The sequence below is a fragment of the Streptomyces sp. NPDC007346 genome (assembly GCF_040703535.1).
Lineage (GTDB): Bacteria > Actinomycetota > Actinomycetes > Streptomycetales > Streptomycetaceae > Streptomyces.
Genome location: NZ_JBEYKR010000027.1, coordinates 1 through 14,373, shown reverse-complemented (window position 1 = coordinate 14,373; position 14,373 = coordinate 1). Strand labels below are relative to the sequence as shown.

Annotated in this window: 7 protein-coding genes and 1 pseudogene; 6 read left to right on the top strand and 2 right to left on the bottom strand. The window is 72.7% G+C overall.

The window, feature by feature from the left end:
* Positions 1-31: 31 nt before the first annotated feature.
* Positions 32-889 (top strand): class I SAM-dependent methyltransferase, encoded by an 858-nt coding sequence (locus tag AB0917_RS10665; RefSeq protein WP_366819143.1) that lies wholly within the window; start codon positions 32-34, stop codon positions 887-889.
* A gap of 202 nt (positions 890-1,091) precedes the next feature.
* Positions 1,092-3,600: pseudogene (gene hrpB, locus AB0917_RS10660) on the top strand (ATP-dependent helicase HrpB).
* 159 nt (positions 3,601-3,759) lie between these two features.
* On the opposite strand, the gene AB0917_RS10655 reads toward hrpB, so the two are convergent.
* On the bottom strand, positions 3,760-5,478 hold the full coding sequence (locus AB0917_RS10655) for a lytic murein transglycosylase (RefSeq protein WP_366819142.1): 1,719 nt from the start codon (positions 5,476-5,478) through the stop codon (positions 3,760-3,762).
* Between the two features lie 202 nt (positions 5,479-5,680).
* On the opposite strand from AB0917_RS10655, the gene AB0917_RS10650 reads away from it, so the two are divergent.
* Positions 5,681-6,559 (top strand): DUF4184 family protein, encoded by an 879-nt coding sequence (locus AB0917_RS10650; protein ID WP_366819141.1) that lies wholly within the window; start codon positions 5,681-5,683, stop codon positions 6,557-6,559.
* 168 nt (positions 6,560-6,727) lie between these two features.
* Here the strand turns inward: AB0917_RS10650 and polA are convergent, their stop codons facing one another.
* The gene (polA, locus tag AB0917_RS10645; protein ID WP_366819140.1) at positions 6,728-9,439 is read right to left on the bottom strand and encodes a DNA polymerase I; all 2,712 of its coding nucleotides are present in this window, start codon (positions 9,437-9,439) and stop codon (positions 6,728-6,730) included.
* A gap of 120 nt (positions 9,440-9,559) precedes the next feature.
* Here polA and AB0917_RS10640 point away from each other — a divergent pair, with 120 nt between their 5' ends.
* From AB0917_RS10640 to AB0917_RS10630, 3 genes are all read left to right on the top strand, one after another.
* The gene (locus AB0917_RS10640) at positions 9,560-11,842 is read left to right on the top strand and encodes an FdhF/YdeP family oxidoreductase (protein ID WP_366819139.1); all 2,283 of its coding nucleotides are present in this window, start codon (positions 9,560-9,562) and stop codon (positions 11,840-11,842) included.
* Positions 11,843-11,931: 89 nt separating this feature from the next.
* A complete protein-coding gene (locus AB0917_RS10635; RefSeq protein WP_366819138.1) occupies positions 11,932-12,402 on the top strand; it encodes a hotdog fold thioesterase in 471 nt (156 codons plus the stop codon).
* 627 nt (positions 12,403-13,029) lie between these two features.
* On the top strand, positions 13,030-14,265 hold the full coding sequence (locus tag AB0917_RS10630; protein ID WP_366819137.1) for a branched-chain amino acid ABC transporter substrate-binding protein: 1,236 nt from the start codon (positions 13,030-13,032) through the stop codon (positions 14,263-14,265).
* Positions 14,266-14,373: the final 108 nt, after the last annotated feature.

The window sequence follows — 14,373 nt, the reverse complement described above, 5'->3', positions numbered from 1 at the left end:
CGAGTGAAGGCAAACTACAACGACGGGCACGATGAGCCAAGAGATCCACGGGACCCACTCCCACGAAACCGCAGGGACCGCCGGGACCGCCGGGGCCGAAGAACCCGAAGCGACCCGCCGCGCGGCGGACGAGGCCGAGAGCAGCCGGGCCAGCCGAGGATGGTGGGACCGGAACGCCGACGAGTACCAGCAGGACCACGGCGGCTTCCTGGGCGACGACCGCTTCGTCTGGGGCCCGGAAGGGCTCGACGAGGCCGAGGCCGCCCTCCTGGGCCCCGCCTCCGCCCTCGAAGGCCTCGACGTCCTGGAGATCGGCGCCGGGGCCGCGCAGTGCTCGCGCTGGCTGGCCGGGCAGGGCGCCCGCCCGGTGGCGCTGGACCTCTCCCACCGCCAGCTCCAGCACGCCCTGCGCATCGGCGAGGGCATCCCGCTCGTCGAGGCGGACGCGGGCCGGCTCCCCTTCCGGGACGCCTCCTTCGACCTGGCCTGCTCCGCGTACGGGGCGGTGCCCTTCGTCGCCGACCCCGTGCAGGTCTTCCGCGAGGTCCACCGGGTGCTGCGGCCCGGCGGGCGCTGGGTCTTCTCCGTGACGCACCCGATCCGCTGGGCGTTCCCCGACGAGCCGGGGCCCGAAGGCCTCTCGGTCGCCGCCTCCTACTTCGACCGCGTCCCCTACGTCGAGCAGGACGAGCAGGGCAACGCCGTCTATGTGGAACACCACCGCACCCTCGGCGACCGGGTGAGGGACGTGGTGGCGGGCGGGTTCCGCCTGGTCGACCTGGTCGAACCGGAATGGCCCGCGTGGAACGACCAGGAGTGGGGCGGCTGGTCCCCGCTGCGCGGCAACCTCATCCCGGGCACGGCGATCTTCGTCTGCGAGCGGGACTGACGGATCGGCGTCCCCCTCCCGTACGACACCGGGGCGTACTCCCGCACGACACCCGGGGCGTGATCCTGTCTGACACCGGGGCGTGATCCCGCACGACGCCGGGGGCGTCCTCCCGTCTGACACCGGGGGCATGATCCCGCACGACACCGGGAGCCTCCTCCCGTCTGACACCGGGGGCGTGATCCCGTACGACACTGGGGGCGTGATCCGTACCGAAGCCCTGGACCGCCTGCCCGTCCGCACCGCCGTGCCCGCCCTGCGGCGCGCGCTCGACGACCGGGGCGTCGCCGTCCTGTGCGCCCCGCCCGGCACCGGCAAGACGACCCTGGTGCCGCTGGTCCTCGCCGGGCTGACCGGGCAGGGGCCGGTGCGCCGGGTCGTGGTCGCCGAGCCTCGCCGCATCGCCGCGCGGGCGGCGGCCCGGCGGATGGCCTGGCTGCTGGGGGAGCAGCCGGGCGGACGGATCGGCTTCACGGTGCGCGGCGAGCGCGTGGTGGGGCGGGACACGGTGGTGGAGGTCGTGACCACCGGGGTGCTGCTCCAGCGGCTCCAGCGCGACCAGGAGCTGGCCGGGGTCGACGTGGTGATCATCGACGAGTGCCACGAGCGCCACCTGGACGCCGACACCGTGGCCGCCTTCCTCCTGGACGTACGGGAGGCGATCCGGCCCGATCTGCGGCTGGTGGCGGCCTCCGCGACGACGGACGCGCAGGGGTGGGCCCGGCTCCTGGGCGACGCCCCGGTGGTCGAGGCGCAGGGCGTCTCGTATCCGGTGGAGGTGGTCTGGGCGCCGCCCGCCCGGCCCGTGAAGCCGCCGCACGGGATGCGGGTCGATCCCGCGCTGCTCACGCATGTGGCCGCCACCGTGCGCCGGGCCCTCGCAGAGCGCGCCGGGGACGTGCTCTGCTTCCTGCCCGGTGTCGGGGAGATCGCGCGGGTGGCCGGGCCTCGCCGGGGTGGACGCCGAGGTGCTCCAGGTCCACGGGCGCGCCCCGGCCGCCGTGCAGGACGCGGTGCTCGCCGGGTCGTCCGAGGGGCGGCGGGTGGTCCTGGCGACCTCGGTGGCGGAGTCGTCGCTGACGGTGCCGGGCGTGCGGATCGTCGTCGACTCGGGCCTCGCCCGGGAGCCCCGCACCGACCACGCCCGGGGGCTCAGCGCCCTGACCACCGTACGGGCCTCCCGGGCGACCGGGCGGCAGCGTGCGGGACGGGCGGGGCGACAGGCGCCGGGGGCGGTGTACCGGTGCTGGGAACAGGCCGAGGACGGGCGGCTCGCGCGCTTCCCCTCCCCCGAGATCAAGGTCGCCGACCTCGCGGCGTTCGCGCTCCAGGCGGCGTGCTGGGGCGATCCGGACGCCGCCTCGCTCGCCCTGCTGGACCCGCCGCCCGCCGGGGCGATGGGCGCCGCCCGCGAGGTGCTGGAGGCGATCGGCGCGGTGGACGCCCGGGGCCGGGTCACCGACCGGGGCGTACGGATGTCCCGCCTCGGGCTGCACCCCCGGCTGGCCCGCGCCCTCCTGGACGGCGCCCGGGAGGCCGGGGCGCGGCGGGCGGCGGAGGTGGTGGCCCTGCTGAGCGAGGAGCCGCCGAGGGAGTACGGGGACGATCTGGCCGCGGCGCTGCGGACCGCCCGCCGGGGCCAGGACGGTTACGCGGGGCGCTGGAAGCAGGAGGTGCGGCGGCTGTCGTCGTCGCTGGGCTCCGCGTCCTCCGGCAGGAAGGACGGCGGCGGCTCCGACGACGCCGTCGTCGGTCTCGTCGCCGCGCTGGCCTTCCCCGAGCGGGTGGCGCGGGCCCGGGGCGACGGGGCCTTCCTCATGGTGTCGGGGACGGGCGCGGAGCTGCGGGACGGGTCGCGGCTGCGCAGCGCCCCCTGGCTGGCCGTCGCGGTGGCGGACCGGCCCTCCCACGCGGCCTCGGCCCGGGTGCGGCTGGCGGCGGTGGTCGACGAGTCCACCGCGCTCCTGGCCGCCGGGCACCTGCGGGTGCGGGGCGAGGAGGTCCGCTGGGTGGACGGCGAGGTGGTGGCCCGGTCGGTGGACCGGGTGGGGGCGGTGGAGCTGGCGGTGCGTCCGCTGAGGCAGCCCGATCCGGAGCTGGTGCGCGGGGCCCTGGTGGAGGGGCTGCGGCGGGAGGGGCTCGGGCTGCTGCGGTGGACCCGGGACAGTGAGCAGGTGCGGCTGCGCCTGGCGTTCCTGCACCGCGTGGTGGGCGCGCCGTGGCCCGACGTGTCGGACGAGGCGCTGCTGGCGGAGACCGGGGCGTGGCTGGAGCCGGAGCTGTCGCGGGCCCGGCGCCGGGCCGACCTGGGCCGGATCGACGCGGGGCAGGCGCTGCGCCGGCTGCTGCCGTGGGCGACGGGCGAGGCGGTGCGGCTGGACGAGCTGGCGCCGGAGCGGATCGAGGTGCCGAGCGGTTCCCGTATCCGGGTCGAATACGGCGGCGAGCAGCCCGTACTCGCGGTGAAGCTCCAGGAGCTGTTCGGGCTGCGCGAGACGCCCCGGGTGGCCGGGGTACCGGTCCTGGTCCACCTGCTCTCCCCCGCCGGACGCCCGGCGGCGGTCACGGCGGACCTGGCCTCGTTCTGGCGGGAGGGCTACAAGGCCGTACGGGCGGAGCTGCGCGGCCGCTACCCGAAGCACCCGTGGCCCGAGGACCCCGCGACCGTACCGGCGACGCGGTACACCTCGGCGCGGCTCAAGCGCTCGTAGCGCGCTCCGGCGACAGCCCCGCGAGCCGTGGACTCGTCGGCCGCGGAACCGGCGGCCGTCCGAGCCGATGGGCCGTCAGGGGTGGGTTCCGTAGCGCCCCGAGCGCGAGGACAGCCCCCGCGCCGGGTGGGCGCGGGGGCTGCCGGGAGAGCGGGTGGGTCAGGCCTCGGGGGGCGCCGTCTCCTCGGGCGCCTCCACGGTCAGCTCGACGGCGACCGTGGCGCCGCCCTCGGCGGTGAGGAGCAGCTTGTACGTGCCCGGGTTCTCGTCGGCGAAGAGGGCCGGCAGCTGGAGCAGGCCGTCGGCGTCCGTCGTGAGGGTCAGGGTGCGCAGCGGGTTGCCGGCCGCGTCCTTGAAGTACGGGCCCTTGCCGTTCCCGACAGGCTTCCCCTCGTCCGTGACCAGGGTGGCGGTGACGGCCACTCCGGCGGCGGCCGCGCCCTTGTACGTGGCCTTGACGGTGACGGCGTCCGCGAACCTCTCGCCGGGCGCGGCGACGAGCGCCTTGCCGTCGGTCCGTACGATCGCGTCGGCCTGGCGGGCGGTGACGCTCGCCGCGTAGGTCAGGGTGCGCGGCCGGGCGGTGCCCGCGGTGGCGGTCACCGTGAACTCGCCGGCCTGCTCGCCTGCCTCGAGCACCGGTGCGGTGGCGGTGCCGTCCTCCCCGCTGACGACCGTGACCGTCTTCCTGCCGCCCTCGAAGAGGGTGCCGGTGGACCCGGTGACGGTGAAGGTGACGGGCACCTCGGCCATCGGTGCGCCGAGGGCGTTGCGGGCGCGCACGGAGACCCGCTCGTCGAACGTCCCGCCGGCGGTGGCGGTGAGGGGTCCGGTGCCCGCGTTCTCCAGGGAGCCGAAGGTCTCGGACGGCGACGGGGTCGGAGTCGGAGTCGGCGTGGGGGTGGGCGTGGGCGTCGGGGTCGGGGTGGGGGAACCGCCGGGCTTGGAGGGGCTCGGGCTCGGCTTCGTCGCGCCGGGCTTGGACGGGGACGGGGACGGCTTCGTGCTCGGCGTCCCGCCGGGGGTCGGGGTCGGCAACGGGGTGCTGGGCGCGGTGGGAAGGACTCCGCTGCCGTCGGGCACCTCGTGCGTGCCGCGCTGGTAGTACGAGAACCAGGAGCGGACCGTACGCAGGTACTCCGTCGACTGGTTGTAGCTCAGCACGGCCCGGTCGAGGTCGTCGGCGACCGCGAGGTTCCGACCGCCCGCGCAGAGGTAGAGGCCGGCGGCGAGCGCCGCGTCGTAGATGTTGTTGGGGTCCTTGCGTCCGTCGCCGTTCGCGTCCTGGCCCCAGGTGGCCCAGGTGGACGGGATGAACTGCATCGGGCCGACCGCGCGGTCGTGGACGGCGTCGCCGTCGTACGCCCCGCCGTCGGTGTCCTTGATCAGCGCGAAGCCCTGGCCGTTGAGGGCCGGGCCCAGGATCGGGGTGGGGGTGGTGCCGTTCGCGTCGACCCGGCCGCCACGGGCGTGACCGGACTCGACCTTGCCGATCGCCGCCAGGAGCTGCCAGGGCAGCCGGCAGGCCGGGTCGGTGGCGGCGACGCTCCGCTCGGCCTGCTTGTACGCGGCCATGATCGACGCCGGAATGCCCGCTTCCGCGCTGCCGGTGGCGGTCGGGAGGTTGCTGGACGAACCGGGCCTGTCGGGCGTGATGAGGGGCGGAAGGTCGGTGTAGTAGGGCGAGTTGCCCGTGGCGGCACCGTCCTCCGGGCCGCCCGAATCATCGCCCGCGCTCTGCTGGTCGCCTCCGCCCACGGGCCCTTCGGCCAGCGGAGCCGCAGGTGCCTGGGACGCCGCGAGCGCCGCCACGGCGGCCGCCGCCACCGCGGTGGTCGTGGCCCCCTTGCGCAGTCGTCGGCGAATGTGCGCTGCCATACGTTCCGGTCCCTCCCCCTCGAAGGCTGCTCGCGCTCCCCAGCGCAAGGACTCCAGCGACCCTACGGCACCTGGTGACACCCGGGCACCGCACCCTGACCGCTTCTTACTGTTCTTTCACGTTCCAGCACACACGTTGTCCGGGAGGGCAACGAAGGGTGCCCTGACGTGCGGCACCCGGTGCTCCCGCATACTTGCCGCCATGCCGTTCACGCTCAGCCACGCCGCCGCCGTGCTCCCGGCGATCCGCCGGAACGGGACCGCCCGCCTGGGGCTGCTCCCCTCGGCCCTCGTCGCCGGTTCGTTCGCACCCGACGTCACCTACTTCGCGGACACGGTGATCCCCGGGGCGATGAGGTTCGGCGGCTTCACCCACACCTTCCTCGGTGTGGTCACCGTGAACGTGCTGATCGCCGCCGTGCTGGTGGCGGTGTGGGTGCTGCTGCGGGAGCCGCTGGTGGCGCTGCTGCCGGCAGGCGTACGGGGCCGCGTCCACACCTTCGTACGGGGACAGCGGTGGCACCGGGGGGCGTTCGGGCCGTCCGCCTGGCTGTGGTTCGGGGCGTCCGCCGCACTCGGGGCGGCCACGCATGTGGTGTGGGACGCGTTCACCCATCACAGCCGGTGGGGGACGGAGCTGCTGCCGGTCCTCAACCGGAGCATCGGGGGCTTCCCGCTCTACCAGTGCGCGCAGTACGGCAGTTCGGCCCTGGCCCTGGCGGTGCTCGGCTGGTTCGTCGTCACCGGTCTGCGGCGCCCCGCCCCGGCCCCGGTCCCGGAGGTGCTCCCTACGCTCGGCCGGGGTGAGCGGTGGGGCGCGCTCGGCCTGCTGGCCGCCTGTGTGGTGCTGGGGGTCGTCCACCGGTGCCTGCGCTGGTACGCCCACTTCGGGCGCGTCGAGAACCCGCTCGACATCGTCCCGACCGCCTGCTTCGGCGCGGGCGCCGGGCTGGCGGCCGGGCTGCTGCTGTACGGGGTGTGGATGCGGCTGCCGCGCGGGCGGCGGGCGAGGGACGACGGTCCTGGGCGGGCGCCCGTGGCGGACGAGTCCCGTACGGGAGCGCCGGCCGACCGGACGTAGCCGCGAGGAACCGCGAACGGCCGCACGAAGGGGAAGGGCTCGGAACCGTGATCCGGTTCCGAGCCCTCCGGCTTCCCGTGGCTCAGCCTGCCGTGACTGCCTGTCGTGGCTCAGCCCCTGTCGTGACTGCCTGCCGTCGCTCAGCCTGCCGTGACTGGCTGCCCTGGCTCAGTGGGCCGCCGACTCCCAGTCCTTGCCGACGCCGACCGAGACGTCCAGCGGGGCGCGCAGCTCGACCGCGCCCGCCATCTCACGCCGCAGGATCTGCTCCACCTGCTCGCGCTCGCCCTTCGCGATCTCCAGCACGATTTCGTCGTGGACCTGGAGCAGCATCCGCGAGGCCAGCTCCGCCTCCCGCAGCGCCCGGTCCACCCGGAGCATCGCCACCTTCACGATGTCCGCGGCCGTGCCCTGGATCGGGGCGTTGAGCGCCATCCGCTCGGCGGCCTCGCGGCGCTGGCGGTTGTCGCTGTTCAGGTCGGGGAGGTAGCGGCGGCGGCCCAGGATCGTCTCCGTGTAACCGGTGGCCCGCGCCTCCTCGACGACCCGGTGGAGATAGTCCCGCACCCCGCCGAACCGCTCGAAGTAGGTGTCCATCAGCACCCGCGCCTCGGCGGGGTCGATGTTCAGCTGCTGGGAGAGGCCGAACGCCGACAGGCCGTAGGCCAGGCCGTAGGACATGGCCTTGATCTTGCGGCGCATCTCCGCGTCGACGGCGCTCTTCTCGACGCCGAAGACCTGCGAGGCGACCGTGGTGTGCAGATCCTCGCCGGAGGTGAACGCCTCGATGAGGCCGGCGTCCTCGGAGAGGTGCGCCATCACCCGCAGCTCGATCTGGCTGTAGTCCGCCGTCATCAGCGTCTCGAAGCCCTCGCCGACGACGAAGCCGCGGCGGATCGCCCGCCCCTCGTCGGTGCGGACCGGGATGTTCTGGAGGTTGGGGTCGGTGGAGGAGAGCCGGCCGGTCGCCGCCACCGTCTGGTTGAACGTGGTGTGGATGCGGCCGTCGGCCGCGATCGTCTTGATCAGCCCCTCGACGGTGACCCGCAGCTTCGCCTGCTCGCGGTGGCGCAGCATGAGGACCGGCAGCTCGTGCTCGGTCTGCGCGGCCAGCCAGGCCAGCGCGTCCGCGTCCGTCGTATATCCGGTCTTGGTCTTCTTCGTCTTCGGCAGGCCCAGCTCACCGAAGAGGATCTCCTGGAGCTGCTTGGGCGAACCGAGGTTGAACTCGCGGCCCACCGCCGCGTGCGCCTCCTTCACCGCCTGCTGCACGGTCCCGGCGAACTGCTGCTCCATGGACTCCAGGTGGGCCCGGTCCGCGGCGATCCCGTGCCGCTCCAGACGGGCCAGGAGGATCGACGTCGGCAGCTCCATGTCGTGGAGCAGCTCGGCCGCGCCCACCTCCTTCAGGCGGGCGGTGAACGCGTCACCCAGGTCCAGCACGGCCCTCGCCTGCGCCATCAGGGCGTCCGCCTCGGCCCGGTCGTCCGCCCCGAAGGCGAGCTGCCCGTCGGAGGCGGCGGCCGGGGCCAGCTCGCGGCCCAGGTACTCCACGGCCAGCGCGTCCAGGGCGAAGGAGCGGCGGCCCGGCTTCACCAGATACGCGGCGAGCGCGGTGTCCATCGCGACGCCTTCGAGCTGCCAGCCGTGCTCGGGGAAGACCCGCATCACGTTCTTCGCGTTGTGCAGGACCTTCGGCCGCTCGGGGTCGGCCACCCAGGCGGCGAACGCCCGCTCGTCGGCCTCCTCCAGCTGCGTCGGGTCCAGCCAGGCGGCGGCCCCGTCGGCGGCGGCGAGCGCGACCTCGGTCACCGTGCCGGCACCCAGGGACCAGGTGTCGACGGTCATGACACCGAGCGGCTGCCCGCCGTGCGCCTCCAGCCACGGGGCGACCTCACCCGAGCCGAGCACCGCACCGTCCAGCTCGACACCGGCCGCGGGCGCGGGCGGCTCGGCCTCCGCCGCCCCCGGGTCGACGGCGAGCAGACGCTCACGCAGGCTCGGGTTGCGGATCTCCAGTATGTCCAGGACACCGGTGACCGCCGTGCGGTCGTACGGAGCGCGCTCCAGGTCGGCCGGGGACTTCGGCAGCTCCACGTCCCGGACCATCTCCGTCAGCACCCGGTTCATCTTCACCGCGTCCAGGTGGTCCCGGAAATTCTGCCCGGCCTTGCCCTTGACCTCCTCGGCCCGCTCCACCAGCTCGGCGAACGAACCGAACTGGTTGATCCACTTCGCGGCCGTCTTCTCACCGACACCGGGAATGCCCGGAAGGTTGTCCGACGGGTCCCCGCGCAGGGCGGCGAAGTCCGGATACTGCCGCGGGGTCAGCCCGTACTTCTCGACGACCTTCTCCGGGGTGAACCGGGTCAGCTCGGAGACCCCCTTGGTCGGATACAGCACGGTCACGTTCTCCGTGATCAGCTGGAAGGAGTCCCGGTCGCCCGTGACGATCAGCACCTCGAACCCGGCCGCCTCGGCCTGCGTCGCCAGCGTCGCGATGACGTCGTCCGCCTCGAACCCCTCCACCGCGAACCGGTCCGCGTGCATCGCGTCCAGCAGCTCGCCGATCAGCTCGACCTGCCCCTTGAACTCGTCGGGGGTCTTGGAGCGGTTCGCCTTGTACTCCGGGAACTCCTGCGCACGCCACGTCTTGCGGGACACGTCGAACGCCACCGCGAAATGCGTGGGCGCCTCGTCACGCAGGGTGTTCGCCAGCATCGACATGAAGCCGTACACGGCGTTCGTCGGCTGCCCCACCGCCGTCGTGAAATTCTCCGCGGGCAGGGCGAAGAACGCCCGGTACGCCAGGGAGTGCCCGTCCATGAGGAGCAGGCGCGGTCGGTTGTCTGCCGTCTTCTTCGATGCCGTCTCAGCCACGCCCCCGATCCTGCCACGGCCCACTGACAATCCGGACCGGGCACGGCCCCCCACGGCCGTGACAGGATCGACAGCGAGGAAGAACGACCGTGGAAGAAGCGCTCGAAGGGGAGCAGCATCATGGCCAGCAAGCCGCCGACCGGTGACCCGGTCCAGGACGCCCCGCAGGTCGAAGCGGCCCCGCACGCCGCCGCCGGACTGCCCGCCGTCGCCCACTCACTGCGCATCGCCCAGCAGCAGATGGGCGTGCGCCGCACCGCGCAGACCCTCCTCAAGGTCAACCAGAAGGACGGCTTCGACTGCCCCGGCTGCGCCTGGCCCGAGGGCGACAAGCGGCACACCGCCGAATTCTGCGAGAACGGCGCGAAGGCCGTCGCCGAGGAGGCGACCCTGCGCCGCGTCACCCCCGGCTTCTTCGCCGCCCACCCCCTCGCCGACCTCGCCGGACGCAGCGGCTACTGGCTCGGCCAGCAGGGCAGGATCACCCAGCCGGTGTACCTCCCCGAAGGCGCCGACCGGTACGAGGCCATCACCTGGGACCGCGCCTTCGCGATCATCGCCGAGGAACTGACCGCCCTGGCCTCCCCCGACGAAGCCCTCTTCTACACCTCGGGCCGCACCAGCAACGAGGCCGCGTTCCTCCTCCAGCTCTTCGCCCGCGAATTCGGCACCAACAACCTGCCCGACTGCTCCAACATGTGCCACGAGTCGTCCGGCTCCGCGCTCACCGAGACCATCGGCGTCGGCAAGGGCAGCGTCTCGCTGGAGGACATCCACCAGGCCGACCTGATCATCGTCGCCGGACAGAACCCCGGCACCAACCACCCCCGGATGCTCTCCGCCCTGGAGAAGGCCAAGAACGCCGGAGCGAAGATCATCTCGGTGAACCCGCTCCCCGAAGCCGGCATGGAGCGGTTCAAGAACCCCCAGACACCGCACGGCATGCTCAAGGGCACCGCCCTCAACGACCTCTTCCTCCAGATCCGCATCGGCGGCGACCAGGCCCTCTTCCGCCTCCTCAACAAGCTGATCCTGGCCACCGAAGGCGCCGTCGACACCACCTTCGTCGACCAGCACACCCACGGCTACGAAGAGTTCGCCAAAGCGGCGGAGGAAGCCGACTGGGACGAGACCCTCACCGCCACCGGCCTCACCCGCACCGAGATCGAAGCCGCCCTCGCGATGGTCCTCGCCTCACGGCGCACCATCGTCTGCTGGGCCATGGGCCTCACCCAGCACAAGCACTCCGTGCCCACCATCCGCGAAATCGTCAACTTCCTCCTCCTGCGCGGAAACATCGGCCGCCCCGGCGCCGGAGTCTGCCCCGTACGCGGCCACTCCAACGTCCAGGGCGACCGCACCATGGGCATCTTCGAACGGCCCGCCCCGGCCTTCCTCGACGCCCTCGACAAGGAGTTCGGCATCACCTCGCCCCGCCACCACGGCCTGGACGTGGTGCGCGCCATCCAGGCCCTGCGCGACGGCGAGGCCAAGGTCTTCTTCGCCATGGGCGGCAACTTCGTCGCCGCCACCCCCGACACCGCCGTCACCGAGGCCGCCATGCGCCGCGCCCGCCTCACCGTCCACGTGTCGACCAAGCTCAACCGCTCCCACGCCGTCACCGGCGCCCGCGCGCTGATCCTGCCGACACTCGGCCGCACCGACAAGGACGTCCAGGCGAGCGGCAAACAGTTCGTCACCGTCGAGGACTCCATGGGCATGGTCCACGCCTCCCGCGGCAACCTCACCCCCGCAAGCCCCCACCTGCTCTCCGAACCGGCCATCGTCGCCCGCCTCGCCCGCGCGGTCCTCGGCACCGACTCCCGTACCCCATGGGAGGAGTTCGAGCGGGACTACGCCACCATCCGCGACCGCGTCTCCCGCGTCGTCCCCGGCTTCGAGGACTTCAACGCCCGCATCGCCCGCCCCGGCGGCTTCACCCTCCCCCACGCCCCCCGCGACGAACGCCGCTTCCCCACCGCCACCGGCCGCGCCAACTTCACCGCCGCCCCCGTCGAGTTCCCCGAACTCCCCGACGGCAGGCTCCTGTTGCAGACCCTGCGCTCCCACGACCAGTACAACACCACCATCTACGGCCTGGACGACCGCTACCGCGGCATCAAGGGCGGCCGCCGCATCGTCATGGTCAACCCCGACGACGCGAACGCCCTCGGCCTCACCGACGGCACCTACACCGACCTCGTCAGCGAGTGGAAGGACGGCGTCGAGCGCCGCGCCGAAGGCTTCCGCGTCGTCCACTACCCCACCGCCCGCGGCTGCGCCGCCGCCTACTACCCCGAGACCAACGTCCTGGTCCCCCTCGACTCCACCGCGGACACCAGCAACACCCCGGCCAGCAAGTCCGTCGTCGTGCGTTTCGAGAACACCCGGGCCGCCGGCTGAGAACCGCCACCCCCTAAGCGTCCGCTCAGCCGTCTGATAAGAACAGTGCACACAGCAATGAACCAGCGCAGACGATCGGAGCCGGAACCATGGGCGAGCCCACCGCACCCCTCTTCCCGCAGGAAGTCATCGACGAGTACGCGGCACTCGGCATCGACCTGCCCGCCCTCTTCTCCGCCGGCCACCTCGGCGAACGCATGGGCGTGACCATCGTCGAGGCCGCCGCCGACCGTGTCGTCGGCACCATGCCCGTCGAAGGCAACACCCAGCCCTACGGCCTCCTGCACGGCGGCGCCTCCGCCGTCCTCGCCGAGACCCTCGGCTCCATCGGCTCCATGCTCCACGGCGGCGCCGGCAAGATCGCCGTCGGCGTCGACCTGAACTGCACCCACCACCGCTCCGCCCGCAGCGGCCTCGTCACCGGCGTCGCCACCCCCGTACACCGCGGCCGCTCGACCGCCACGTACGAGATCGTCATCACCGACGAACACGACCAGCGGGTCTGCTCCGCCCGCCTCACCTGCCTCCTGCGTGACGCCCCCCGCCCCGACGCCGGCTGACACCCGCACCCCGACAGCACCCCCACCACCCCCGTACCACCCCCGCAAGACCACACCGCCCGGCCGGAATCGCACCCCGCATTCCGACCGGGCGGACTCATATCACCGCCAATCCCAGCCGAGTTGACCACCACCCTCGGTCAACACCCTTGACGGCGAACGCCCTTCCATGAGCCACTCAACAGCCACATTGGCCCCAACGGACTCGAACGCACCTTCGCCGTCGTAACACTCCGTAACAAGCACGAAATGCGGAACCCCACCGCCCACCCCGGCCCGAGGCCCCCGGGGCACCCCCTCACGCCCGACGCCACGCCCTCCCGCGTCAGCACCAAGATCACCCCAAGCCCCTTAGCAGAGCTGCGCGTTCTCAGCATGTGGTCATTCCGCACTCCATGCCAAAGCCACACATCCACACCCCGAAACCTCAAGCCTTGCTCAAGGGCATAACAAGAGCGTCACATCCGTCGCCGACCCATCCCGGACGCCCCCAGCTGCGCTTAGAGTCACCGCCAGTCACCGCGCCGCCGGGCGCGTCTGCTGCACGGCCCCTGTACCACCCAGTACGGCCCGGCGACCGACACGGCACCTCATGCAGAGGAGGCCGCGCCAGGGAAAGGACCTTTCGTGCGACACCGTTCTTTGCTCATACTCACTGCCGTGCTCACCACCGGAGCACTCACCCTCACCGCCTGCGGAACCCGCGACGGCGGCGACAACGGCAGCAGCGGCGACGGGGGCAACCAGACGGTCGTCATCGGCCTCGACGCCCCGCTCACCGGCGACCTCTCCGCCCTCGGCCTCGGCATCAAGAACTCCGCCGACCTCGCCGTCAAGCAGGCCAACGCCAAGAAGTACGTCGAAGGCGTCACCTTCAAGATCCAGGCCCTCGACGACCAGGCCCAGCCCTCCTCCGGCCAGCAGAACGCCAGCAAGTTCGTCGCCAACAAGGACGTCCTCGGCACCGTCGGCCCCCTGAACTCCTCCGTCGGCGAGTCCATGCAGAAGGTCCTCGCCGACGCCAAGCTCGCCCAGGTCTCCCCCGCCAACACCTCGCCCTCCCTCACCCAGGGCCAGGACTGGAACGGCGGCACCAAGACCCGCCCCTTCGACTCCTACTTCCGCACCTCGACCACGGACGCCGTCCAGGGTCCCTTCGCGGCGCAGTACCTCTTCAACGACGCCAAGAAGAAGAAGGTCTTCGTCATCGACGACAAGAAGACCTACGGCGCCGGCCTCGCCGGCACCTTCAAGGCCGAGTTCGAAAAGCTCGGCGGCACGATCGCCGGCACCGAGCACATCGACCCCGAGACCAAGGACTTCTCCTCGGTCGCCACCAAGGTCAAGAGCTCCGGCGCCGACGTCGTCTACTACGGCGGCGAATACCCCGCCGCAGGCCCGCTGAGCAAGCAGATCAAGAAGGCCGGAGCCAAGATCCCGCTCGTCGGCGGCGACGGCATCTACAGCGGCGAGTACCTCAAGCTCTCCGGCGCGGAGGGCGTGGGCGACCTCGCCACCTCCGTCGGCGCGCCGATCGAGACCCTCCCGTCCGCCAAGGAGTTCGTCGAGAACTACAAGAAGGCCGGCTACAAGGAGCCCTTCGAGGCCTACGGCGGCTACTCCTACGACGCCACCTGGTCCATCATCGAGGCCGTCAAGGCCGTCGTCGAAGCCAACGACGGCAAGATCCCGAGCGACGCCCGCGCCCAGGTCGCCGAGGCCATCGGCAAGGTCGACTTCGACGGCGTCACCGGCAAGGTCTCCTTCGACGAGTTCGGCGACACCACCAACAAGCAGCTCACCGTCTACGAGTACAAGGACGGCGACTGGGTGGCGGTCAAGTCCGGCGAACTGACCAGCTGACACCACCAGCCTGACCCACCACCGGCCGGGGGGGGGGGGGGGGGCCCCCCCCCCCCCCCCCGCCCGAAAGGGCCGCGAACCACGAGGACCCCCGGGGCGCGCACAGCG

Coding starts and splice junctions, on each gene's coding strand:
- AB0917_RS10665 (WP_366819143.1), top strand. CDS start 32: ATGAGCCAAGAGATCCACGGGACCCACTCCCACGAAACCGCAGGGACC.
- AB0917_RS10655 (WP_366819142.1), bottom strand. CDS start 5,478: ATGGCAGCGCACATTCGCCGACGACTGCGCAAGGGGGCCACGACCACC.
- AB0917_RS10650 (WP_366819141.1), top strand. CDS start 5,681: ATGCCGTTCACGCTCAGCCACGCCGCCGCCGTGCTCCCGGCGATCCGC.
- AB0917_RS10640 (WP_366819139.1), top strand. CDS start 9,560: ATGGCCAGCAAGCCGCCGACCGGTGACCCGGTCCAGGACGCCCCGCAG.
- AB0917_RS10635 (WP_366819138.1), top strand. CDS start 11,932: ATGGGCGAGCCCACCGCACCCCTCTTCCCGCAGGAAGTCATCGACGAG.